22 protein-coding genes and 1 tRNA gene are annotated in these 23,795 nt (G+C 61.9%); 13 read left to right on the top strand and 10 right to left on the bottom strand.

Features of this window, described 5'->3' with window-relative positions:
- Position 1 precedes the first annotated feature (1 nt).
- Genes AADW22_RS08295 through AADW22_RS08265 form a run of 7 tightly spaced genes read left to right on the top strand, consistent with a single transcriptional unit; the run spans position 2 to position 5,466 of the window.
- The gene (locus AADW22_RS08295; protein ID WP_005853073.1) at positions 2 to 775 is read left to right on the top strand and encodes a thiazole synthase; all 774 of its coding nucleotides are present in this window, start codon (positions 2 to 4) and stop codon (positions 773 to 775) included.
- A complete protein-coding gene (locus tag AADW22_RS08290; protein ID WP_037944071.1) occupies positions 772 to 1,368 on the top strand; it encodes a thiamine phosphate synthase in 597 nt (198 codons plus the stop codon). Before AADW22_RS08295 ends, AADW22_RS08290 begins: the two co-directional genes overlap by 4 nt.
- Positions 1,347 to 2,369: a ThiF family adenylyltransferase gene (locus AADW22_RS08285; protein WP_037944070.1), complete on the top strand. Its 1,023-nt coding sequence runs from the start codon at positions 1,347 to 1,349 to the stop codon at positions 2,367 to 2,369. Before AADW22_RS08290 ends, AADW22_RS08285 begins: the two co-directional genes overlap by 22 nt.
- Positions 2,356 to 3,294 carry an ABC transporter substrate-binding protein gene (locus tag AADW22_RS08280; protein ID WP_005853063.1) on the top strand — a complete coding sequence of 313 codons (939 nt, stop codon included), beginning with the start codon at positions 2,356 to 2,358 and terminating at the stop codon, positions 3,292 to 3,294. The genes AADW22_RS08285 and AADW22_RS08280 overlap by 14 nt, the downstream gene beginning before the upstream one ends.
- Positions 3,291 to 3,974 (top strand): thiaminase II, encoded by a 684-nt coding sequence (gene tenA / locus AADW22_RS08275; protein WP_064215803.1) that lies wholly within the window; start codon positions 3,291 to 3,293, stop codon positions 3,972 to 3,974. Before AADW22_RS08280 ends, tenA begins: the two co-directional genes overlap by 4 nt.
- On the top strand, positions 3,971 to 4,696 hold the full coding sequence (locus tag AADW22_RS08270) for an ABC transporter ATP-binding protein (protein ID WP_407473454.1): 726 nt from the start codon (positions 3,971 to 3,973) through the stop codon (positions 4,694 to 4,696). Before tenA ends, AADW22_RS08270 begins: the two co-directional genes overlap by 4 nt.
- Positions 4,693 to 5,466 (top strand): ABC transporter permease, encoded by a 774-nt coding sequence (locus tag AADW22_RS08265; RefSeq protein WP_005853057.1) that lies wholly within the window; start codon positions 4,693 to 4,695, stop codon positions 5,464 to 5,466. The genes AADW22_RS08270 and AADW22_RS08265 overlap by 4 nt, the downstream gene beginning before the upstream one ends.
- Before the next feature lie 13 nt (positions 5,467 to 5,479).
- On the opposite strand, the gene AADW22_RS08260 is transcribed toward AADW22_RS08265, so the two are convergent.
- Complete coding sequence (locus AADW22_RS08260; RefSeq protein WP_009826810.1) at positions 5,480 to 6,289, bottom strand: crotonase/enoyl-CoA hydratase family protein; 810 nt, start codon at positions 6,287 to 6,289, stop codon at positions 5,480 to 5,482.
- A gap of 370 nt (positions 6,290 to 6,659) precedes the next feature.
- On the opposite strand from AADW22_RS08260, the gene AADW22_RS08255 reads away from it, so the two are divergent.
- A tRNA-Val gene (locus AADW22_RS08255) sits at positions 6,660 to 6,735 on the top strand.
- A 201-nt stretch (positions 6,736 to 6,936) separates the two neighbouring features.
- Here the strand turns inward: AADW22_RS08255 and AADW22_RS08250 are convergent.
- The 4 genes from AADW22_RS08250 to tgt form a co-directional block, all read right to left on the bottom strand.
- Positions 6,937 to 7,302, bottom strand: coding sequence for an HU family DNA-binding protein (locus AADW22_RS08250; protein WP_407473453.1), 366 nt, complete (start codon positions 7,300 to 7,302; stop codon positions 6,937 to 6,939).
- Positions 7,303 to 7,462: 160 nt separating this feature from the next.
- On the bottom strand, positions 7,463 to 9,874 hold the full coding sequence (lon, locus tag AADW22_RS08245) for an endopeptidase La (RefSeq protein ID WP_407473452.1): 2,412 nt from the start codon (positions 9,872 to 9,874) through the stop codon (positions 7,463 to 7,465).
- 295 nt (positions 9,875 to 10,169) lie between these two features.
- The gene (locus tag AADW22_RS08240) at positions 10,170 to 11,267 is read right to left on the bottom strand and encodes an alkene reductase (RefSeq protein WP_306284747.1); all 1,098 of its coding nucleotides are present in this window, start codon (positions 11,265 to 11,267) and stop codon (positions 10,170 to 10,172) included.
- 105 nt (positions 11,268 to 11,372) lie between these two features.
- A complete protein-coding gene (tgt, locus tag AADW22_RS08235) occupies positions 11,373 to 12,500 on the bottom strand; it encodes a tRNA guanosine(34) transglycosylase Tgt (RefSeq protein WP_009826806.1) in 1,128 nt (375 codons plus the stop codon).
- Positions 12,501 to 12,730: 230 nt separating this feature from the next.
- Here tgt and rimK point away from each other — a divergent pair, with 230 nt between their 5' ends.
- From rimK to tpiA, 5 genes are all read left to right on the top strand, one after another.
- Positions 12,731 to 14,113, top strand: a complete 1,383-nt coding sequence (gene rimK / locus AADW22_RS08230; RefSeq protein ID WP_037944061.1) for a 30S ribosomal protein S6--L-glutamate ligase — start codon at positions 12,731 to 12,733, stop codon at positions 14,111 to 14,113.
- A gap of 86 nt (positions 14,114 to 14,199) precedes the next feature.
- The gene (locus AADW22_RS08225; protein WP_005853043.1) at positions 14,200 to 14,562 is read left to right on the top strand and encodes an SUF system Fe-S cluster assembly protein; all 363 of its coding nucleotides are present in this window, start codon (positions 14,200 to 14,202) and stop codon (positions 14,560 to 14,562) included.
- A gap of 126 nt (positions 14,563 to 14,688) precedes the next feature.
- Positions 14,689 to 15,900, top strand: coding sequence for a glycerophosphodiester phosphodiesterase family protein (locus AADW22_RS08220; RefSeq protein WP_184582287.1), 1,212 nt, complete (start codon positions 14,689 to 14,691; stop codon positions 15,898 to 15,900).
- A gap of 138 nt (positions 15,901 to 16,038) precedes the next feature.
- The gene (locus AADW22_RS08215) at positions 16,039 to 16,383 is read left to right on the top strand and encodes an iron-sulfur cluster assembly accessory protein (RefSeq protein ID WP_005853040.1); all 345 of its coding nucleotides are present in this window, start codon (positions 16,039 to 16,041) and stop codon (positions 16,381 to 16,383) included.
- A gap of 99 nt (positions 16,384 to 16,482) precedes the next feature.
- Positions 16,483 to 17,232, top strand: coding sequence for a triose-phosphate isomerase (tpiA, locus tag AADW22_RS08210; RefSeq protein ID WP_407473451.1), 750 nt, complete (start codon positions 16,483 to 16,485; stop codon positions 17,230 to 17,232).
- 97 nt (positions 17,233 to 17,329) lie between these two features.
- Here the strand turns inward: tpiA and AADW22_RS08205 are convergent, their stop codons facing one another.
- From AADW22_RS08205 to AADW22_RS08185, 5 genes are all read right to left on the bottom strand, one after another.
- Positions 17,330 to 18,706 carry a TRAP transporter large permease gene (locus AADW22_RS08205; RefSeq protein ID WP_009826801.1) on the bottom strand — a complete coding sequence of 459 codons (1,377 nt, stop codon included), beginning with the start codon at positions 18,704 to 18,706 and terminating at the stop codon, positions 17,330 to 17,332.
- A 4-nt stretch (positions 18,707 to 18,710) separates the two neighbouring features.
- Positions 18,711 to 19,391, bottom strand: a complete 681-nt coding sequence (locus AADW22_RS08200; RefSeq protein ID WP_037944057.1) for a TRAP transporter small permease — start codon at positions 19,389 to 19,391, stop codon at positions 18,711 to 18,713.
- A 111-nt stretch (positions 19,392 to 19,502) separates the two neighbouring features.
- Positions 19,503 to 20,504, bottom strand: coding sequence for a DctP family TRAP transporter solute-binding subunit (locus AADW22_RS08195; RefSeq protein ID WP_005853033.1), 1,002 nt, complete (start codon positions 20,502 to 20,504; stop codon positions 19,503 to 19,505).
- Between the two features lie 248 nt (positions 20,505 to 20,752).
- Positions 20,753 to 21,982, bottom strand: coding sequence for a sigma-54 dependent transcriptional regulator (locus tag AADW22_RS08190; protein WP_168592210.1), 1,230 nt, complete (start codon positions 21,980 to 21,982; stop codon positions 20,753 to 20,755).
- Positions 21,979 to 23,757, bottom strand: a complete 1,779-nt coding sequence (locus AADW22_RS08185; RefSeq protein WP_306284743.1) for an ATP-binding protein — start codon at positions 23,755 to 23,757, stop codon at positions 21,979 to 21,981. Before AADW22_RS08185 ends, AADW22_RS08190 begins: the two co-directional genes overlap by 4 nt.
- Between the last annotated feature and the right edge of the window lie 38 nt (positions 23,758 to 23,795).

Below are 23,795 nucleotides of genomic sequence, written 5' to 3'. Positions count from 1 at the left end.
GATGCGCCCATTTTACGGAGAAACCCTTGCCAATGGTCTGATGCTGGGCACCGCGCAATACCCCTCGCCCAAGGTGCTGTCAGACGCCTTTGCGCGCAGCGGGGCGGCGGTGGCGACGGTATCGCTGCGGCGCGAAAGCGGACGGGATCGCGCCGGTCAGGACTTCTGGGAACTGATCCGCGCGCTTGACGTCCATGTGCTGCCCAACACCGCCGGATGTCACAGCGTCAAAGAGGCCGTCACCACCGCCCATATGGCCCGCGAGGTGTTCGACACGCGCTGGATCAAGCTCGAGGTCATCGGCGAGGAGGACACGTTGCAGCCCGATGTCTTCGGTCTGGTCGAGGCCGCCCGCATCCTGAGCGAGGACGGGTTTCAGGTCTTTCCCTACACCACCGAAGACCTTGTGGTCGCGGATAGATTGCTGCGGGCGGGCTGCGAGGTGCTGATGCCCTGGGGCGCGCCCATCGGGTCGGGGATGGGGCTGAACAACCTTTTCGGGCTGCGCGCCATGCGGGCGCATTTTCCTGACGTGCCGCTGGTGATCGACGCGGGCATCGGCCTGCCCTCGCACGCCGCACAGGCGATGGAGCTGGGGTTTGACGCGGTGCTGCTGAACACCGCTGTCGCCAAAGCCGGTGACCCCGCCGCCATGGCCGAGGCCTTTGCCACCGCGATCCGCGCCGGACAGCTTGCCGCCGAGGCGGACCCGATGCCGCCCCGCGATATGGCCGCGCCCTCTACCCCCCTGATCGGAAAGGCGTTTCTGGAATGACCCTTGACCGTTTCTACCCGATCTTCGACAGCGCCGCCTGGCTGGAGCGGCTGGTGCCCCTTGGCATCAAACTGGTGCAACTGCGGATCAAGGACACGCCCGCCCCTGCCCTGCGGCGCGACATCCGGCAGGCCAAGGCGATCTGCGCCAAGCACGACTGTACCCTCGTCATCAACGATCACTGGCGTATCGCGCTCGACGAAGGGTGTGATTTTATCCATCTGGGACAAGAGGATCTGGACAGCGCCGACCTCACCGCCATCCGCAATGCGGGCGCACGTCTGGGCATCAGCACCCACGACAAGGCCGAACTGACCCGCGCCCTGGACCTGCGCCCCGATTATATCGCCCTCGGCCCGATCTACCCGACGATCCTGAAGCAGATGAAGTGGCACGCGCAGGGGCTGGACCGTCTGCGCGACTGGCGTGAACGGGTGGGCCAGACCCCGCTTGTGGCCATCGGTGGCATGTCCGTCGACCGCGCGGCGGGTGCTTTTGATGCCGGTGCCGATTGCGTCGCGGCGGTGACCGACATCACCCTGAACCCCTCGCCCGAGGATCGCATCACCGCATGGCTGGGGGCAACCCGATGACCCGCTATGCCCGCCAGATGATCCTGCCGCAGGTCGGCCCATCGGGCCAAGAGGCGCTGGCGGCGGCGCGTGTGGTGGTGGTCGGCGCGGGCGGGCTGGCGGCACCGGTACTGCCCCTGCTGGCAGGGGCCGGTGTGGGGCATATCACGCTGGTGGACGGTGATGACGTGGCCCTGTCAAACCTGCACCGCCAGACGCTCTTTACCGAGGCCGATATCGGCACGCCCAAGGTCACCGCCGCCGCCCGCGCCCTAACCGCGCGCAACAGCGCGTGCACCGTGGTGGCCCACCCCGTGACCCTTGGGCCGGAAACCGTGGCAAAGCTGTGCCATGATGCGACGCTCGTGCTGGATTGCGCCGACAGCTTCGCAGCAAGCTATGTGCTATCGGATCATTGCCTGAACGCGGATCTGCCCTTGATCAGCGCCTCGGCCCTTGGGTTTGGCGGCTATGTCGGCGGGTTCTGCGGCGGCGCGCCGTCGCTGCGGGCGGTCTTCCCCGATCTGCCGGACCGCGCGGCGAGCTGCGACACGGCGGGGGTGATGGGGCCGGTTGTCGCCACGATCGGTGCCACACAAGCACAGATGGCGCTGGCCTGCCTCCTTGGACTGTCGCCGTCCCCTCTGGGGCAATTGATCAGCTTTGATCTTGCCTCCTATCGTTCTGGCGGCTTCCGCTTTGATACCGCGCCGGAGCCTGACCACGGTTTCGGATTCGTCGCGCCTTCGCAGATCCGCGCAAGCGATTGGGTCGTCGATCTGCGCGGCCCGGATGAGGCCCCCACATCCGCGACACCCACAGCGCAGCGCATCACCCTGCCCGATTTCCTCCGCAACGCTCCCCGCCCGACACATCAACCCCGTGCGGTGATCGCCTGCCGTTCGGGACTGCGCGCGTGGCAGGCGGCGACCCATCTGGCCAGCTACTGGCACGGCCCCATTACCCTGCTCGCCATGGGCGAGCCTTCCCCGTTGAAAGGACAAACCGATGAAACTTCGTAACATTCTGGCCGCGCTGGCGCTGACCTCTGGCCCGGCGCTGGCGCAGGACGAGATGGTCTTGCTGCTGGACTGGTTCGTGAACCCCGACCACGGGCCGATCATCGTGGCGCAGGAAAAAGGATACTTCGCCGAACAGGACCTGAGCGTAGAGGTCATCGCCCCCGCCGATCCTTCTGACCCGCCGAAACTGGTCGCCGCGGGCAAGGCGGATCTTGCGATCTCCTATCAGCCGCAGTTGCACCTGCAAATCCACGAAGGTCTGCCCCTGCAACGGGTCGGCACGCTGGTGGCCACGCCGCTGAACTGCCTGCTGGCGCTGACCGATGGTCCCATCGCCTCTCCTGCGGATCTGGCGGGCAAAAAGGTCGGATTCTCTGTCGGCGGTGTCGAAGAGGCCGTACTTGGCGCGATCCTGACCCATCACGGGCTGTCGCTGGATGATGTGGAGCTGGTAAACGTCAACTGGTCGCTGTCACCGTCGTTGATGTCCGGTCAGGTGGATGCGGTCATCGGGGCCTTCCGCAATTTCGAGCTGAACCAGATGGATATCGAAGGCGTCGATGGCACCTGTTTCTACGTCGAGGAAGAGGGCCTGCCGCCCTATGACGAGCTGATCTACGTCGCGAACCGCGACACGATGGACAAGGACATGATCGCGCGGTTTCTGGCCGCGACCGAGAAAGCGACGCAATATATCGTCAACCACCCCGAAGAAAGCTGGGAGGTGTTCGCCGCCACCTCTGCCGATCTGCAGGACGAGCTGAATGCCCGCGCGTGGAAAGACACGCTGCCCCGTTTCGCCCTGCGCCCCACGGCGATGGATGCCGGACGCTACGCCACATTCGAGACGTTCTTGCATGACGCGGGCCTGATCCCCGACATCTCGCCCGTGTCGACCATCGCCATTGATGTGACCGCCCGATGACCGCGCCGGACTATGGCCGCAGCTTCGCGATTTGGCGCGCTGCTGCGGCGGCGGATTGGCAAGACTATACCCACCATGCTTTTGTCGAAGGGTTGCGCGACGGCAGCTTGCCGCGCCGTTGTTTTGTGAACTATCTGATCCAAGACTATGTTTTCCTTGTTCATTTCTCTCGCGCTTGGTCGATGGCGGTGGTCAAATCGGAAACGATGGAAGAGATGAAGACCTGCGCCGCCACGGTGGATGCGCTGGTCAATCACGAGATGGCGCTGCATATCCGCACCTGCGCTGCGGCGGGTATCGACGAAGCGGCGCTTTTCACCGCGACGGAAGCCCCCGCCAACCTCGCCTATACGCGCTATGTGCTGGATGCCGGAATGCAGGGGGATTTCCTTGATCTGATGGCGGCGCTGCTGCCATGCGTCATGGGCTATGGGGAGATCGGTCAGCGCCTGGCCCAGACCCGCAGCGCCGACACGCCCTATGCCGAGTGGATCGAGACCTACGCCGACCCCGACTATCAGGCGCTGTGCCAGACGGTGGGCGCGATGGTCGACGCGGCGGTTGCGCGGCGGATCGGTGACCTTGAAACCGCCCCCCGTCGCGCGGCACTGCAAAACCGCTTTTCCACCGCCACACGGCTAGAGGTCGGCTTCTGGCAGATGGGGCTGGACCTGCCATGACCCCGCCGCCCGCGCTGCGTCTGACGGGACAACACCGGATTGACGCGCGCCCCCTGTTTGACGTGGATATGACTCTGGCCGCGGGGGCGTGGACCTGCTTGCTCGGCCCGTCGGGGGTGGGCAAATCCACGGTGCTGCGGCTGCTGCTGGGGCTTGAGACGGGCGGCGCGTTTGACGGCACGATCACCGCCTCTGACGGGCAACCGCTGGCGGGGCGGATCAGCTATATGGCGCAATCCGACCTGCTGTTACCGTGGCTTACGGTGATCGAAAACATCATGATCGGCGACCGGCTGCGTGGGGCCACGCCTGACAGGGACCGTGCCTCCGCCATGCTTGAACGGGTCGGTCTGCAGGATCATGCCCATAAGAAACCCGCCGCCTTGTCGGGCGGCATGCGGCAGCGGGCAGCGCTGGCGCGGACCTTGCTGGAGGATCGCGCGGTGGTCTTTCTGGACGAGCCATTCTCGGCGCTGGATGCGGGCACCCGCGCCGCGATGCAAGAGCTCGCGGCAGAGCTGTTGCACGGGCGGACCGTGCTGCTGGTCACCCATGATCCGGCAGAGGCAGCGCGGCTGTCCGACCACATCCTGATCCTCTCTGCCACAGGCGTGCAAAGCTGGCCCGCACCCGCGCTTCCCGTACCGCGCCCCGTCACCGCGCCCGAAGTTTGGGCCTGCCAAAGCGCGCTGCTGTCCCATCTGCGGGGGGTGCCTGCATGAGGCGATACGACATACCGCTTGCGATCCTGCTGGGGCTTGGCCTTTGGCAGGCCGCGGTGCTGCTGACCGACGCGCCGCACTATATCCTGCCCTCGCCGTGGCGCGTGGCGCAGGCGGCCTATCGCGCCCGTGAGACGCTGATCGAGAACGCATGGGTCACCACCGTCGAGGTGCTGCTGGGGCTGCTGATCGGCACCGCCCTGGGGGCTGTCACCGCGATCCATCTGGCGCTGTCCAAAACGGCAGAGCGTTTGCTGCTGCCGCTGCTGGTCTTTACCCAAGCCGTGCCGGTTTTCGCGCTGGCCCCATTGCTGACGCTGTGGTTCGGCTATGGCATGGGGTCCAAGATCGTGATGGCCGTGTTGATCATCTATTTTCCAGTGACATCCGCCTTTCACGACGGGCTGACCCGCGTGCCTGATGGCTACCGCGATCTGGCGCAATCGATGGGGACGCGACCGTTGCGGTTCATGCGCTACGTGCAAATCCCCCACGCGCTGCCAAGCCTTGCGACGGGGCTGCGGCTGGCGGCGGTCTATGCGCCGATCGGCGCGGTGATTGGCGAATGGGTCGGCGCGTCAAAGGGGCTGGGCTATCTGATGCTGCTGGCCAATGGCCGCGCCAAGATCGACCTGATGTTCGCCGCGTTGATCATGCTCGCCTGTTTGACAGTGCTGTTGCATCTCTCTGTCGGGTTGCTGGCACAACGCCTGACCCGCTATGCCGAAGGCCGCAGCGAAAGCGGGATCACGCGCAGCACCCGCGCGTGATCCATACGACTTGCTATTCCGCGTTCGGCCGCACCCGCGCGCCGCTTTTATCGGCAAAGGCCGCAAGGCGCGCGCGCGCATCGGGCTGCGTATTGACCACACCGGCGACCACAGCTTCGGCATAGGCGGCATCCATCGCCGACATATTCTGCATATGGCTCACCGCGCTACAGATCGCGAAGTTCGACAGCGGCAGGTTCTGCGCCGCCTTGCGCGCCAGTTCCATCGCCTTGTCCATGCTGGACCCTTCGACGATATACTGCGCAAGGCCCAGATCGACGGCCTCTTGCCCCTGATAGACGCGCCCGGTGAGCATCATGTCGATCATCCGCGCCTTGCCGACCAGATCGGTCACACGGATCGTAGCCCCCCCGCCGGTGAACAGCCCGCGCTGGCCTTCGGGAAGCGCGAAATACGCGCTTTGGTCCATCACCCGCACATGGGCAGAGCTGGCAAGCTCTAGCCCGCCGCCGACAACGGCCCCTTGCAATGCGGCGATCACGGGCACGCCACCGTATTCCATCTTGTTGAACGCCTCGTGCCACCGCAAACAGACGTGCATGAAATCGGCAGGGCTGCGGTCTTCGTCATGGTGTTCGATCAGATCAAGCCCGGCGCAAAAGTGATCCCCCGCGCCCGCCAGGACCACTGCACGCACACCCGCGCGCGGTGCGGCGGAAAAGAAGGTGACCAGCTCTTCGATCGTGTCGATGTCCAAGGCATTCCGTTTGGTGGGACGGTTCAGGGTCACCACCCAGACGCCATCGTCATGCGCCTTGATGTCCAGGTTACGGTAGCTGGTCGGATCAATCTGAACGGCCATATGAATTCCTCCTCCTATGGGGCCGGCAATTGTGGTCGGCCCCGGTGCCTTGCTGCTGCAAGGGCTTGCTGAATATATGCAAAAGGCTCTCCCACCTTTTACGTGACTGTGCATTGAGTAGCGCGCCAAACACAGCCCGTCTATCGGTCATCCGCCGATTTCAGCGCGGTGACTTCCCCAAGGGCAACGGAGGCGCAGGGATTCGCCCCGTCGTGATCTGCCAGAGGCGGCAAAACCGTTTGAAAACGCAATGTTACCGTGTGAATCGCCGCTGATTTGGGGTGGGGTCAGAAAAAAATCGAAAATAATCACCGGGGCGGCAAAAATGGGGTTGAACCCCGGCTGAACCTTGGGGTAGTAGAGCGCTACCGGGTCGTTAGCTCAGTTGGTAGAGCGCTTCGTTTACACCGAAGATGTCGGGAGTTCGAGCCTCTCACGACCCACCACTCCACCACCACAATTCAGTTCTACCAACGCAACCTGCGCCGACGGCGACGGGGTTCTATGCGTTTGATGTCAAGGGATTGCCTGCGCGGCTTGTGGCATCAGCAAGGCAAAGACCTTGAAACGACAAAGCCCCTCACCAAGGTGAAGGGCTGCTGCGGGCGTCGTAACTTTGCGCCGAAGATTTTAAGCGATTTTCGCCCTCAGTCGTCGGGTTGATCAGCGGTATCGCCGCCGCCCTGCCCCGGTGCCACCTGCCGCACTTTGACGCGGATCATCTTGCCGTTTTTCAGCTCTTTCTCGTTGATCACTTTCAGCTTGCCGAACGGCAGCAAGTTCAGCTCGCGACTGTCCGACAGTGCTTCGCCCAATACGGCGAGCATGGCATCAACGACGGGTTTCGCATCGCGCTTTTTCACGCCCGACCTTTCGACGACTGTGTCGATCAGCTCTTTCTTGCGCATCACGGGGCCGAGGATCACAGGGCGCGGTGCTTCGACCACAGCGGGTGCTGCGGCGGTGTCGGGTGCGGCTGGTTTAGGCGTGGTGGTTTTCTTGGGCGTGGTCATTTGACGTCTCGTCCGTTGGGGAGGTTTCACCAAACCCTAGCGGGGCCACCGGGGGAAATCCAGCGGTGCTTGGGGATGACGCAGCCCCGCGCGAAAATCGGGGACGTGCCCACGAAAAAGGCCGCCCCGAAGGGCGGCCTGATGTCGGTTTGATCGATGCTTAATGCGCTGTGGCGCTATCGCCTGCAGCGTTGCGACGGGCCAATGCGGCGGCTGCGGCGGCATCTTCTGCCTCCTGATCCCATTCGATCGCTTCGGGCTCGCGGACCAGCGCATGTTTCAGCACCTCGGACACGTGATTGACGGGAATGATGGTCAGCCCTTCTTTCACGTTATCCGGGATATCCGGCAGGTCCTTTTCGTTCTCGGTCGGGATGAGAACCGTTGTGATCCCACCACGCAGCGCCGCCAACAGCTTCTCCTTCAAGCCGCCGATTGGCATCGCATTCCCGCGCAAGGACACCTCCCCCGTCATCGCGATATCGCGGCGCACGGGGATCTGGGTCAGCACTGACACGATCGATGTCACCATCGCCAGACCGGCAGAGGGGCCGTCTTTCGGCGTCGCACCATCGGGCACGTGGACGTGGATATCCAGCGTGTCGAACTTGGGCGGCTTCACCCCGATCTTGGGGCTGATCGACCGCACATAGCTGCTGGCCGCGTCGATGGATTCCTTCATCACATCGCCAAGCTTGCCGGTGGTTTTCATCCGACCTTTACCCGGCAGGCGCAGGGCTTCGATCTGCAACAATTCGCCCCCAACCGAAGTATAGGCCAATCCGGTTACGACACCGATCTGATCCTCAAGCTCTGCCAAGCCGTAGCGGTGCTTTTTCACGCCGAGGAAATCCTCGATGTTGTCGCCCGTTACGGTGATCTCGTCGGCTTCCTTCTTGACGATCTTGGTCAGCGATTTCCGCGCAACCTTGGCGATTTCGCGCTCAAGGTTCCGCACGCCGGCCTCGCGGGTGTAGTAGCGGATCATGCTGGTCAACGCACTGTCTTCAATGGCAAATTCCTTTGCCTTCAAACCGTGGTTCTTGACCTGCTTGGCCACAAGGTGCTGTTTCGCGATCTCGCGCTTCTCATCCTCGGTATAGCCCGACAGGGGGATAATCTCCATCCGGTCAAGCAAAGGCCCGGGCATGTTATAGCTGTTCGACGTGGTCAGGAACATGACATTCGACAGATCGTATTCCACTTCCAAGTAGTGGTCGACGAATGTGCCGTTCTGTTCCGGATCAAGCACCTCGAGCATGGCCGATGCGGGATCGCCACGGAAATCCTGACCCATCTTGTCGATTTCGTCGAGCAAGATAAGCGGGTTCGTGGTTTTCGCCTTTTTCAGCGCCTGAATGATCTTGCCGGGCATGGAGCCGATGTAGGTCCGGCGGTGACCGCGGATCTCGGATTCGTCACGCACGCCCCCCAGCGAGATGCGAATAAATTCGCGCCCCGTCGCCTTGGCAACAGACTTCCCGAGCGATGTTTTACCCACACCGGGAGGGCCGACAAGGCACATGATCGGGCCTTTCAGCTTGCTGGACCGTTGTTGCACGGCAAGATATTCGACGATGCGTTCTTTAACCTTTTCAAGGCCATAGTGATCATCATCCAGCACCTGCTGTGCCTTGGCGAGGTCTTTCTTGGTGCGCGACTTCACGCCCCACGGGATCGACAGGATCCAGTCGAGGTAGTTGCGCACAACAGTAGCTTCGGCAGACATGGGCGACATGTTCTTGAGCTTCTTCAGCTCGGCGTCGACCTTTTCCTTGGCCTCTTTGCTCAGCTTGGTGTCCGCGATGCGGGCTTCCAGTTCGGCGACTTCATTCTTGCCGTCTTCACCATCGCCAAGCTCGTTCTGAATGGCTTTCATCTGCTCGTTCAGATAGTACTCGCGCTGCGTCTTCTCCATCTGGGATTTGACGCGGGTCTTGATCTTTTTCTCGACCTGCAGAACGGACATTTCGCCCTGCATCAGCCCGTATACTTTCTCGAGCCGCTCGGAGACGGACAGGGTTTCAAGCAGGTCTTGTTTCTGCTCGACCTCGATGCCGAGATGTCCCGCGACCAGATCGGCCAGACGTGCAGGCTCGGACGCTTCGGTCACCGCCGACAGCGCTTCTTCGGGAACGTTCTTCTTGACCTTGGAATAACGCTCAAACTCTTCGGCAACGGATTTCAGCAGCGCCTGAGTGGTGGTCTCGTCACCGGGCTCTTCCGTCAGATATTCGGCAGAGGCTTCAAAGAAGCTATCATTTTCAAGGTATTCCGTGATGCGCACCCGCGCCTGCCCCTCGACCAACACCTTTACGGTGCCGTCGGGCAGCTTCAGCAGTTGCAACACATTCGCCAAGACGCCGGTGTTGAAAATACCATCGGAATCGGGGTCATCCACGCCGGGGTCAATCTGGCTCGACAGCAGGATCTGCTTGTCATCGGCCATGACTTCTTCGAGGGCGCGAACAGATTTATCGCGGCCCACGAAAAGCGGTACAATCATGTGGGGGAACACCACAATATCGCGCAAAGGCAATACCGGGTAGGACGCGTTCAGAGGCTCTAACATGCTCTTTTCCTTATACTGCAAGATGACACTGGCCCCTATCTTAGGCGACCGTTCGTTCATCTCCTGTTCTGAGTAGGATATCTGGGGACCCTACCCGCCTGTTTCAATCCCCATGATGCTGTGATCCGTTCGTATGCGGGCCATCTGGCGTGAGGGTCGCCCTAGAATGAACCGCCACCGGCGGACAGACAAGCGCGGATCGTATGATTATCCGCGAAAACCGCCAAGAACCATGGTTAACCGGCCCGAATGACAAAAAACGGGCCGGAAATGTGCTTTTTCGCGTTTAACGAGCTTACTCTGCCGCGACCTCTTCGAGGAAGGGATAATCGGTATAGCCCTCTTCGCCACCGGCATAGAAGGTTTTCGTATCCCCCTCGTTCAGCGGTGCGTTAAGTTCCAGCCGTTTTGCCAGATCAGGGTTGGCAATATAGGGCCGGCCAAAGGCCACCAGATCAGCCTTGCCGCTGGCCACGGCATCGATCGCCATATCACGGTCATAAAGGTTATTTGCCATGTAGACGCCGTTGAACAGCGACCGCAGCTTGCCAAGGTCTTCGCCGCTGTCCAGATCGCGCGACTGGCCGGTCGAGCCTTCGACCATGTGCAGATAGGCCAGATTGTACTTGTTCAGCGCATCCACGACGTAGGTGAACGTCTCTTGCGGGTCATCATCCGCGATGCCGTTCGCGGGCGAGAAAGGCGACAGGCGCAGGCCGACGTGATCGCCGTCCCATGCGTTTACGACACCGTCCAGCACTTCGAACAGCAGCCGCGCGCGGTTCTCGACCGACCCGCCATAGGCGTCATCGCGTTTGTTGCTTGAGGTCTTGAGGAATTGGTCCAGCAGATAGCCATTCGCCCCGTGGACCTCGACCCCGTCAAAGCCTGCCTTGCGCGCCATCTTGGTTGCGTGGACATAATCGGCGACAATGCGCGGCATCTCGTCCAACTCCAAGGCGCGTGGTTCAGATGTCGGGGTCATACCGTCTTTGGTAAAGGTCTTCACCTCTGCCGCGATGGCCGAGGGGGCGACGGGCTTTTGTCCGTCAGGCTGGATGTCCACATGGCTGATCCGGCCTACGTGCCACAGCTGGATCACGATCTTGCCGCCCTTGGCGTGCACCGCGTCCGTCACCTTTTTCCAGGCAGCAACCTGCCCTTCGGTGTAGATGCCGGGGGTCTTGATGTAGCCTTTGCCTTCGGCGCTAATCTGGGACGCTTCGGTGATGATGATCCCGGCACCGGCGCGCTGTGCGTAGTATTCGACGTGCATGTCGCCGACTTCGCCACTGTCGTCATCAGCGCGGCTGCGGGTCAGCGGGGCCATCACAATGCGGTTCGCGGCCTCGATGCCACCGACCTTCAGGGGGGTGAATAATGCCTCGGTCATGGAAAACTCCTTTGCGGTGTTGTTTCTTGTCTACAGCACCTAACCTTCCGCCCCGTCATCGCAAGGACGGGGCGGAAGGTTTATTCCATTCACGCGAGGGTTTTCCTAAAGCGGGTCGATGTCGCCTTGGGCACGCTGGCTATGAAAATCAGCCTGCCAGGCGTCAAATGTCCCCGCCGCAATCGCGTCGCGCATACCCGCCATGATTTCCTGGAAATAATGCAGGTTATGCCATGTCAGCAGCATCCCCGAAATCATTTCCTGACTACGGAACACATGATGCAAATAGGCGCGGCTGTAGTTCGAGCACGCAGGGCATGTGCAGGCTTCGTCCAGCGGACGCGGGTCATCGGCGTGGCGTGCGTTCTTGATGTTCACAACGCCGTGACGCGTGAACACCTGCCCCGTCCGGCCAGAGCGTGAGGGCAAAACGCAGTCCATCATATCAATCCCGCGGGCCACGGCCCCGACGATATCATCCGGCTTGCCCACCCCCATCAGATAGCGTGGCCGGTCCACGGGCAGCATATCGGTGGCGAAGTCGAGACAGCCGAACATCGCCTCTTGCCCCTCGCCCACGGCAAGGCCGCCCACAGCGTAGCCGTCAAAGCCCACGTCGATCAGCGCCTTGGCGCTTTCCTCGCGGAAGTCACGTTCCAGCCCGCCCTGCTGGATACCAAAGAGCGCATGGCCCGGCCGGTCGCCAAAGGCTTCGCGGCTGCGCTTGGCCCACCGCATCGACATCCGCATCGACTCCGCGATCCGCGCGCGATCCGCAGGCAGCGCGGGACATTCGTCAAAGCACATGACGATATCGGAGCCGAGCAGCTTTTGAATCTCCATCGACCGTTCGGGGGTCAGTTCGTGTTTCGACCCGTCCACATGGCTTTTGAAGGTCACGCCCTTTTCCGTCAGCTTGCGCAGCCCCGACAGGCTCATCACCTGAAACCCGCCGGAATCGGTGAGGATCGGCTTGTCCCAGTTCATGAACTTGTGCAGCCCGCCCAAACGGTCGATCCGTTCGGCAGTGGGGCGCAGCATCAGGTGATAGGTATTGCCCAGCAGGATATCCGCACCGGTCGCGGCGACGCTTTCGGGCATCATGGCCTTGACCGTGGCAGCCGTGCCCACAGGCATGAAGGCCGGCGTGCGAATATCCCCCCGCGGGGTAGAGATGACACCGGTACGCGCCGCACCATCGCGGGCCTGAAGATCGAACGAGAATTTTTTCATGACTGCGGCTATAAGATGTCCCCCGCATAGGCGCAATCGCGCAGTTTAGCCGCGCGTTCCACAAGGCTGTCATGGAAGCACCGTAAATCTGCGCTATGTCCAGCCGGAACCGCCGGGGCGCTGCCCCGGACCCCGGGATTTATGCCATTTGGAAGCCCGTGTCGTGGCTTGAGTAGACGCAGGCGACCTGCTAGGCGGCGGGATGATTTAGCTGTGCCGGAGTGCGTGACATGCAAGAATTGACGTTTGGCTGGGAAGAATGGGTCGCCCTTCCCGAATTGGGGCTTCCCGCGATCAAGGCAAAGATCGACACCGGCGCGCGCACATCGGCGCTGCACGCCCATGACATCGAAGTCTTTGGCCCCGCCTCCAAGCCCAAGGTCCGGTTCAACGTGCATCCTGTGGCCGGCAACGAAGACATCACCATCACCTGCTCCGCGCCCATCATTGACCGGCGCGAGGTCACCTCGTCGAATGGCGAGGCAGAGCTGCGCTATGTCATTTCGACCAAGATGGATGTCGCAGGCCAAAGCTGGCCGATTGACGTAACCCTGACCAACCGTGCGGGCATGACCAGCCGCATGTTGCTGGGCCGTCAGGCGCTGACAGATCACATCACCATCTCGCCCACCGAGAAACGGTTGCAACCGGATCTAAGCTATGACGTCTACCATACCGCCGCTGTGCGCCACCGCGCGCCCAAACGCGCGTTGCGGGTCGCCGTGCTGAGCCGTGAAGCCAGCAACTATTCCACCTCGCGTCTCGTCGAAGTCGGCGAGGCCCGTGGCCATACTGTCGAAGTGATCGATACCACCCGTTGCTATATGGCGATCAACGCCATGGCCCCCGAAGTGCATTACGATGGCAAACGTCTGCCGCGCTATGACGCGGTGATCCCACGGATCGGTGCCTCGGTCACGCCCTATGGCTGTGCGGTGATCCGGCAGTTCGAAACCATCGGGACCTACTGCGTCAACGGCTCTGCCGGTATCCTGTCGAGCCGCGACAAGCTGCATGCGCATCAGGTCTTGGCGTCGAAGAAAATCGGCATGCCGACCACCGCTTTTGCCGCCTCGCCCAAGGACACGTCGAACCTCATGGCGCTGGTAGGCACCGCGCCGCTTATCGTGAAACTGCTGGAATCCACCCAAGGCAAAGGTGTGGTGCTGGCCGAGACCAAGAAGGCCGCGGAATCCGTGATTGATGCCTTCCGCGGACTCAAGGCAAACTTTCTTGTGCAGGATTTCGTCAAGGAAGCCGCGGGCGAGGATCTGCGCTGTCTTGTGGTGGATGGCAAGGTCGTGGCCGCGATGAAGCGCACCGGCGCGGAGGGCGATTTCCGCTCCAACCTGCACCGTGGCGGCACCGCTCAGGTCGTGCGCATCACCAAGGTTGAACGCGACACCGCCCTGCGCGCGGCACGGGCCTTTGGTCTGGGCACTGCCGGTGTGGATCTGCTGCGGTCGGACAGCGGGCCAAAGGTGCTAGAGGTCAACAGCTCTCCCGGGTTCGAAGGGATCGAGAAAGCCACCGGCAAGGATATCGTCGGCATGGTCTATGATATGATCGAAGCGCGGGTAAAGCCGCAGCCGGTGCGCAAGCGCAAAGCTTAAGTTCCGCATTGGATCGCGGGTCCGCCCTCTGGACGGTGCCCGCTGCAATCCCTATATAAACGATAAGAAAAAGGAGCGAGGCCCTGATGACCGACAGCACACAACCTCTTGAAGGCACCCCTCTGATTGCGCCCTCGTCAACGGATCATCCGCTGTACGAGCAGATCACCGAAGCCTGCCGCACTGTCTATGACCCTGAGATTCCAGTGAATATCTATGAGCTGGGGTTGATCTACACGATCGACATCAACGCGGAAAACGAGGTCAACATCAAGATGTCCCTCACCGCGCCCGGCTGCCCCGTCGCAGGCGAGATGCCCGGCTGGGTCGCCGATGCGGTCGAACCCCTGCCCGGCGTGAAAACCGTCGACGTGGAACTGGTCTGGGAGCCCCCATGGGGCATGGATATGATGTCTGACGAAGCCCGTCTTGAACTGGGCTTCATGTAAGCCGATAGGCCGAAACCGGGGCGCATTTCACGTCCCGGTTGATTTTACATGAGTTTCACGCAATGGTCGCATCATTGTAACATAGGGTAGCCACACCGCTGCCAGATGATTTTATTTGGAGCGATCATGCGACTAACAACTGCCCTTACAGCTTTGGCTTTGGCCCCCACCGCGCTGCTGGCCGACGCCCACAGCACCCCCGTCCCTGTCGAATACGGTGCCCGTCCTGCCTATCTGGTGGACAAGCTTCCCGATGGCGACCTCAAGGACAAGCTGGCGTCCTGCATGGGCCAGACCGCGTCCAAATCCGATTTCTCCATCGGGCACCGCGGCGCGCCGCTGATGTTCCCCGAGCATACCGTACAGTCCAACGTTGCCGCCGCCCGCCAGGGTGCAGGCATTCTGGAATGCGACGTGACCTTTACCGCCGATCACGAACTGGTCTGCCGTCACGCGCAGAACGATCTGCACACCACCACCAATATCCTGGTCTCCGATCTGGCCGAGAAATGCACCACCGGCTTCACCGCGGCTGCGGGCGAAGAAGGTGCCAGCGCGGAATGCCGCACCTCGGACATCACCTTGGCAGAGTTCCGCACCCTGACGCCCAAGATGGACAGCGCCGACGCCACCGCCACCACCGCCGAAGACTATCAGGGCGGCGTGGCCAGCTTCCGCACCCAACTGTACAGTGACGGTGCCGATCTGATGACCCACGCGGAATCGATCGAGCTGTTCAAATCTCTCGGCGCGAAATTCACCCCCGAGCTCAAGTCCCCTTCGGTCGAGATGCCCCACGACGGCTTCAGCCAGGAAGACTATGCGCAGAAGATGATCGACGAATACAAAGCCGCGGGCATCCCTGCCTCGGACGTTTGGGCGCAGTCGTTCAACCTGGATGACGTGCTTTACTGGATCAAGGCAGAGCCCGAGTTCGGCAAACAGGCCGTCTATCTCGTGGAATGGAGCGAAGGTTTCGACGAACAGGACCCCAGCACCTGGACACAGGATTTTGCCCAGCTGAAAGAGCAAGGCGTGCAGTATCTGGCCCCGTCGCTGAACATGCTGCTGACCAACAAAGACGGCGCTCTGGCCGCCTCTGACTATGCCAAAAAAGCCAGCGAAGCCGGTTTGAACCTGATCGCCTGGACGCTCGAACGCTCCGGTCCGCTGTCCACGGGCGGTGGCTGGTATTTCCAATCCGTTGGCGACATCATCACCGACGACAGCGACTATCTGGTTGCGCTGGACGTGCTGGCACAGGACGCTGGCGTCAAGGGGGTCTTCTCTGACTGGCCCGCAACCGTCACCTACTATGCCAACTGCATGGGTCTGTAACCTACGAGGTTTGATCCGGCGCAATCGCGCGTGACGACATGGGCCGTCCCTTCGGGGGCGGCCTTTTGCTATTGTGCATCCCCCCGCTTGAGAAACCCTGCCAAAGCCCTTATCTTATCGGTAACAGGAGTATTCAGCATGTTCGCAATCCCAGGCAAGCAAGCCGTCACCATCACCCCCAAAGCCGCCAATCAGATCACCAAGCTGATGACGTCCGCCGGCCACGCCGGTCTGCGCATCGGCATCAAGAAGGGTGGCTGCGCCGGCATGGAATATACGATGGAGTATGTGAACGAGGCCGACGCCAATGACGAGGTCGTCGAACAAGACGGCGCGCGCGTGATGATCGCGCCAATGGCGCAGATGTTCCTTTTCGGCACCGAGATCGATTATGAAACCTCGCTGCTGGAATCCGGCTTCAAGTTCCGCAATCCCAATGTGACCGAAGCCTGCGGCTGCGGCGAATCCATCAAATTCGGCTAACGGTATCGCGCCGCGCTGGCGGGGCGTGACCGCAGCTTGCCGTTGCCCTGTCGGGGTGGCGCTGGTATCCCTTTGAAAAACCACATGAAGGATATGCATATGCGCCGCAAGCTTGCCGCTGGAAACTGGAAGATGAACGGCACGCTGGCCGGTCTCGACATGCTGGCCGATGTGGCCGCTGCAATGGACAGCACCCGTGCAGAGGCGGTGATCTGCCCGCCCGCCCCCTACCTCCGACCAGCCGTGACCAAGGCCCAAGGCACCCCCGTCGGCATCGGCGCGCAGGATTGCCACGCAGAGCCGAAAGGTGCCTTCACTGGCGATATCTCTGCCTCGATGATCAAGGAGGTCGGCGCGACCTATGTGATCCTCGGCCATTCCGAGCGCCGCGATGCCTATGGCGAAACGGATGCCGACGTTGCGGCCAAGGCGCAGGCCGCTTGGGACGCGGGGCTGACCGCCATCATCTGCATCGGCGAAAGCGAGGCGGATCGCAGCTCCGGCACCACGCTGGATGTCATCGCCGAACAGCTTGCAGGCTCCCTGCCCGATGGCTGCACCGGCGAGAATACCGTCCTCGCCTATGAACCCATCTGGGCGATCGGCACCGGCAAAATCCCGACCCTTGACCAGATCGGCGAGGTGCATGACTTCATCCGCGCAAAACTGGCCGAACGCTTTGGCACGGATGTCAGCGACGCGCTGCGGCTGCTGTATGGCGGCTCGGTCAAACCGGACAACGCGGCAGAGATCTTCAAGGTCGACAACGTGGACGGTGCCCTGATCGGCGGGGCGAGTCTTACACCCGCTGATTTCATCCCGATCTTTCAGGCGCTCGCTGCCACCTGATCTTCATTTTGCCAAATAAACTCATGGCATGACATACACAAAAGGCGGCGCATCCGATGGGGTGCGCCGCCTTTCGTTTCTCTCGTAATACCCCGTGCTAGCGGGTGATGATCTCCGGCCCCATCATCAGGGTCGGCAGCCAAGTCGAAATGACCGGGATATAAGTCACCATCAGCAGGAAGATGAACAGCACCACGGTGAAGGGCAGCGCGGCCTTGACCACATTCATCATCGGCATATTCGCCACGCCCGAGGTCACAAAGAGGTTCAGACCCACCGGCGGGGTGATCATCCCGATTTCCATGTTCACCACCATGATGATCCCCAGATGGATCGGGTCGATGCCCAGTTCAATCGCGATGGGGAAGACCAGCGGGGCGACGATGATCAACAGGCCCGACGGCTCCATGAACTGCCCGCCAATCAGCAAGATCACGTTGACGATGACCAGGAACATGATCGGCCCGAAACCGGCGCTCAGCATCGCGGCAGAGATCTGCTGCGGGATCTGCTCGTCAGTCAGCACGTGCTTTAGGATCAACGCGTTGGCGATGATGAACATCAGGGTGACGGTCAGCTTGCCGGCCTCGAACAGCGTATCGCGGGTATCGCGGTGGAAAAAGACAGTGACCAGCGCCAAGGGCTTGCGCATCAGCGACAGGTTGCGCCCCTCGCCTTCGACGTGCAGCGGGCCCATATCGCGATAGACAAAGGCCGCAATGAAGAAGGCATAGACAGCAGCCACCGCGGCGGCTTCGGTCGGGGTAAAGATACCGCCATAGATACCGCCAAGGATGATCACGATCAGCATCAGCCCCCAGCCCGCTTCACGCCCCGAGGCAAAGACCTCGCCCCAGCCGCGCCATTCGCCCTGTGGCAGCTTCTTGACCCGCGCCATGATATAGATGGTCAGCATCAGCATGGTGCCCGCCATCAGTCCGGGGATAACGCCCGCAAGGAACATCCGGCCCACAGAGACATCCGTGGCAGAGGCATAGACAACCATCACGATGGACGGCGGGATCAGGATGCCCAGGGTGCCCGCGTTGGCGATGACACCGGCGGCGAATTCCTTGGTGTAGCCGGTTTCCCGCATCCCCGCGATCACGATGGACCCGATGGCAACCACCGTGGCGGGCGATGATCCCGACAGGGCGGCGAACAACATACAGGCAAAAACACCCGCAATCGCCAGACCACCCGGAAAATGTCCGACCAGCGCGATAGAGAAACGGATGATCCGCTTGGCCACACCGCCCGTCGACATGAAGGACGACGCCAGCACGAAGAACGGGATCGCGAGCAGCGTGTAGTGCCCCGCCATCGCCTGAAAGAAGGTCTGCGCGATGGACGCAAGCGAGCTGTCGGACAGCACCAGCAGAAAGACGATCGACGAGAAGCCAAGGCTGACGGCAATCGGAACGCCCAGCAACATCAGCCCGACGATCATGGTAAATAGGATAAGGACTTCCATGCGCTCAGGACTCCGCGTTCATGTGTTTGACGGCTTCGATATCATCTTCGGCCTCGTGACTGACGATCAGCGCTGTGGCCTGCCCGGTAAAGACACGCACACCGGCCTGGATGAAACGGAACAACAGCAGCGCCATACCGAAGGGCAGCATGAAATAGGGGATGAACCGTGGCAGTTTGCCGTAGGTTTCGCCCTCGTTCATGATCGGCTCGATAAAGCGCAGCCAATCCGGCATGGGGATATCGACGGTTTCATACCACGCCTGATCGCGGCTATCGGCAAAACCTGTGGGGAACCAGCGGCCCGTGGTGGCGTCCAGCCCCGCAAAGGGGGCCCAGTAATCCCACGCGCCTTTCATCAGCAAGGCCCCGTAGACCACGCAGATCACTGCCGCAACCAGCGCGAGCACCCGGCGTTTGGGCAGCGAAAACAGGTTCACGACCGCGTCCACCCCCAGATGCGCCGTGACCTTGACCGCATAGCTCATGCCAAACAGCACCAGCCAGGCGAAAAGGAACGTCACCGCTTCGAGCCCCCAGATGATGCCGGTGTTGAAACCATAGCGCAGGACGACGTTGATAAAGGTTATAAGCGTCATCAGACCAAGGATGATGGCAATCGCCGTTTCCTCAAGCTCGTTGACAATGCGCCCGAGCGCAGAATGAGATTGAACACCATGTGACATGGGAATGCTCCGCTGTGAGAGGAGAGTGGATCAGGCCCGCACGCCGCGGGGCATGTCGGGGCCTGACGCAAGTGATATGCCCCGTCCGTCGCCAGACGGGGCAGAACAGGTTTAGTGCTTGGCGTTGATCGCTTGGGCTTCGTCGATGTTTTCCTGACCGACGTCTGCGGTGAACTCTTCCCAGACGGGCTTCATCGCGGTGACCCAGGCTTCGCGCTGCGCATCGTCCAGTTCACGGACCACACCACCGGCATCGATGATCGCCTGTTTGGCTTCGGCGTTCACTTTGGACGATTCCGCGTTGCGGGTGTCGGTCACTTCTTGAACGATGGTCGCCAGCTGGTCACGCACATCGGCATCCAGGCTGTCCCACCAGTCGGTGGAGGTCACAAGCATGTAGTCCAGAACACCGTGGTTGGTTTCGGTTGTCCCGTCCTGCACCTCAAAGAACTTCTGGCCATAGATGTTGGACCAGGTGTTTTCCTGACCGTCGACAACGCCGGTTTGCAGCGCGCCATAAACTTCCGAGAAGGCCATTGGCTGGGGCGATGCGCCCATTGCCGCCATCTGGGCCTTCAGCACGTCAGAGTTCTGGACGCGGAATTTCAGACCATTGGCATCCGACGGCACGTTCAGCGGCTTGTTCGCCGACATCTGCTTCATGCCATTGTGCCAGAACGCCAGACCCAGCAGGCCACGGCGCGTCATGGATTCTTTCATCGCAACACCGGTTTCGGAGTTCTGGAACTCGTCTACAGCGTTGATGTCCTTGAACATGAAGGGCAGATCGAAGATGCGGAACTGCTTGGTAAACTGCTCGAACTTCGACAGCGACGGCGCGGCCATCTGAACGTCGCCTTGCAGCAGCGCCTCAAGAACCTGGTCATCGTTGTACAGCGTGGAGTTCGGGAACACTTCCATGCAGGCTTTGCCGTTCATCTCGTCATTGACGCGCTGTTCCAGCAAGGAAGCGGCGATGCCTTTGGGGTGACGGTCTGTATTGGTCACGTGGCTCAGCTTGATGACGACTTCGCCATCGTCACACGCCGCGGCAACAGCACCGGCGCTTACGGAAAGGGTCATAGCCACCAGAGTGGTTGTCAGGAATTTCATGTGATGTCTCCTCCCAGAGAACTGTTTTTCAAGTCTCGGCATCCGGTCGTTCCAAATGCGGTGGCGTTACTAGAGCGTTATTTCGCCGACCTCACAAGGAAGAGAGGTTGAAAGATGCGGATCGCGTTAAACATATTACTTATCAAAGCGTTGGTGAATTTAGTTAAGGTTACGAACCAACGCGATGCACGCTGCCTGTGCGGATAACCGCACAGCGTGCAGCGCAGTTGTGCGAAAATCCGCACAGGCTAGCTGCGAAAGTCCTCGGGCCGAATCCCGTAGCGGGCCAGCTTGTCATAGAAGGTCTTGCGCGGCAGTTTCAGCGCCTGCGCCGCCGCACTCGCCTGCCCCTCGGCACGGCGCAAGGCCGCGCGCAGCAGGGATTGTTCAACCTGCGCCATCTGGTCCGCCAGCCCGAGGGTCGCATCCGGCGTCACCTCGTCCGAGACCCCCATGACAAAGCGCATCGCCTCTGACATCAGCGCGCGCGCGTTGCCGGGCCAGTCCCGCGCCATCAGCCCCGCGATCATTTGCGGCGTCACCTCGGGCGGCTGCACGCCCGACTGCTCTGCCGCCTGATCGACGTAGCGGCGGAACATCGTGGCAATATCCTCGGGGCGTTCGGCCAGCGACGGGATGCGCACGGTCATGACCTCGAGCCGGTAATAGAGATCCGCGTGGAACTGTCCTTCCGCCACCAAAGACTGTAGCTCCCGCGCACTGCCCGCAATGAGACGCACATCGGGCACCTGCTCAAGCGCTTCGATCAGGCTCAGTTGGGTCTGCGCGGGAAGCTGCGCGACCTCGTCCAGAAACAGGCACCCGCCCGAGGCGGCGTGCAGCGCATCGCTCACATCATCGGGACTAAGCCCCGCGGCAGCACGTTTCACAAAGGGCCCTTTGGAGCGGCGCGAGGACAGGTGGATCACCTCTGCCACCTTCGAAATACCAGACCCCGACGGGCCAGTGACCAGCACCTCGGCATTGGCCTGCGCCACGCGCCGCACCTTGTCGCGCAGCCGTTCTGACAGATCCGACGACCCGAAAATCATCCGCGCCGCCGGATCGCCAGTTTCCACGATATGCAGCAGCCGACGGTTTTCCAGCACCAGCGCGCGGGTTTTCAGTGCGCGTTCGATCACGGTGACCAGCGCGGCGGGGGCGCAGGGTTTTTCAAGGAAATCAAAGGCCCCGGCCTCCATCGCGCGGACGGCCATGGGGATGTCGCCTTCGCCTGTCAGCAGGATCACCGGCAGGTCGGGGTCCTGTTCATGGGCATAGGCCAGCAGGTGAAACCCGTCGCGCCCGGGCATGCGCATGTCCGACAGGATGATGCCATCGAACCGCTCGGTGATCCTATCCTTGGCAGCCACGAACGACCCAGCGGCGACAACATCAATATCGGCAAGCTCCAGCGTCTGCGCCAGCGCCTCGCGGACAGAGGCATCATCATCGACCAAAAGAACGGTTCTGCTCATGCCTGTCCCTCCTCGCCCGTATCGGCGCGTTCCAGCGTGACAGAGAACATCGCACCGCCCGCGTCAAGGTTGGTGCCACGGATCCCCCCGCCAAAGCTTTGCACAATCCCATAGCTGATCGACAGCCCCAGCCCCATGCCCCCCATCGCACCCTCGGCACCGCCGCCCACGGTTTTGCCCACGGATTTGGTCGTGTAGAACGGGTCGAACACCTTGTCCGGCATCTCGATCCCCGGTCCGGTGTCGCGGAACTGCACCCGCACGGGGTCGGCGGGATCGATTGTGATGCTCAGCCGTTTGGTGTCGCTGCTGCTCATGGCATCGACGGCGTTGGTGATGAGGTTTACAAAGACCTGCCCCAAGCGCACCTCGCCGCCGCGCACCCAGACGGGGGCATTGGCGGGCTGGTAGTCAAGGGTCACGCCCGCGTCGCGCAGATAGCTTTGGGTCAGCTCCACGGCGCTGGCGACCACGCGGGTCACATCGACGCGGGTCTGCGGCACGCTTTCCTGCCGCGCAAAGGCCCGGAGGTTCTGGATGATCCGCGCCATCCGGTCGGCCATCTGCGAGATGCGGGTCAGGTTTTCAGATGTCCGGTCGGGGCGGTCACGCTCAAGGAATTGCACCGCGTTTTCCGCAAAGGACCGGATCGCCATCAGCGGCTGGTTCAGCTCGTGGCTGATGCCCGCCGACATCTGGCCAAGCGCCGACAGTTTGCCCGCCTGCACCAGATCCGCCTGCGCGCGGCGCAGTGCGGCCTGCGCCTCTTCCCGCTCGGTCGCTTCGCGGCGCAATTCGGTGTTGCTGGCGTTCAGGGCGGCGGTGCGTTTGGCGACCTGCCGCTCAAGCGCCGCGTTCGCCTCAGACAGGGCGCGGCGGCGCTCGGTCGCGAGAAACAGCAGCGCGCCAAAGGCAAGGCAAAGCGCTGCCACCGCCGCCGCCTGTGCCCGTGCCAAACGTTGCGCGCCCTCGATATCCAGCAGCACCTCGCCCGTCATCCCCACCACCGGCAAGGCGCGGGTCAGATGCAAGGCGGCGTCGGGCAGATACGGCCCCCAGCCCATATGCCAGATCTCGTGGCCGCGCACGTCAGACACCGCGAAATCCAGCGCCGCACCATCTGGCGGCACCAGCCCCTGCGCCGCACGGGGACGCGCCCAGAACAGCAGCTCTGACCGGTTGGCGATCTGGACGACCCCGTCGGTATCGGTGAAGAACGCCGCCGGATTGCTGCCGCGCCAGTCATAATCGATGCCGTTCAGATCAGTCGACACCACAACGGCACCGCGCACCTGTCCGTCGGGCGCGAAGACAGGGGCGGCGTGGAAATAGGCGCGGTCGGTCAAGGGCGCGGCTGGGCCATGCCCCCACCCAAGCGCACCGCGCAAGGCCCGCTGGACAAAGCGTTGATCCGCCCGTGGCACCCGCACCGCTTCGGTGCCAAGTGCCGCGACGATCACATCGCCGGATCGGTCAAGTACCTGCACATCCAGCGCCGTGGTCTTATCCGCGACCTCTTGCAAAAACGCGCGCGCCTCGACCGCCGGACGCCGGTCCAGCACCTGCGCCACCTGCGGGTGATCCGCCAGAAACACCGCCAGATCGCGGTAGCGCTGCAACTGCCCGACCAGACGGTCGCTGACCAGCGACAGATCCGCCTGCCCCCGCGCGCGCAGCTGGTCCAGCCCTTGCAGATAGGCATAGCGCCAGACCCCGCCGGAGAGGACCGACACGGTGATCAGAAACAGCACAAAGGTCGCGACGCGGCGGCGCATTCCGGAGGTCATGGCGTTATTTGGCACAGACCCGCTTG

Origin of the sequence: Sulfitobacter sp. PM12 (genome assembly GCF_045586035.1) — a bacterium.
Taxonomy (GTDB): Bacteria; Pseudomonadota; Alphaproteobacteria; order Rhodobacterales; family Rhodobacteraceae; genus Sulfitobacter; species Sulfitobacter pontiacus.
Note: the sequence above shows the minus strand (reverse complement) of the source record. Positions and strands in the feature narration are given on the sequence as shown.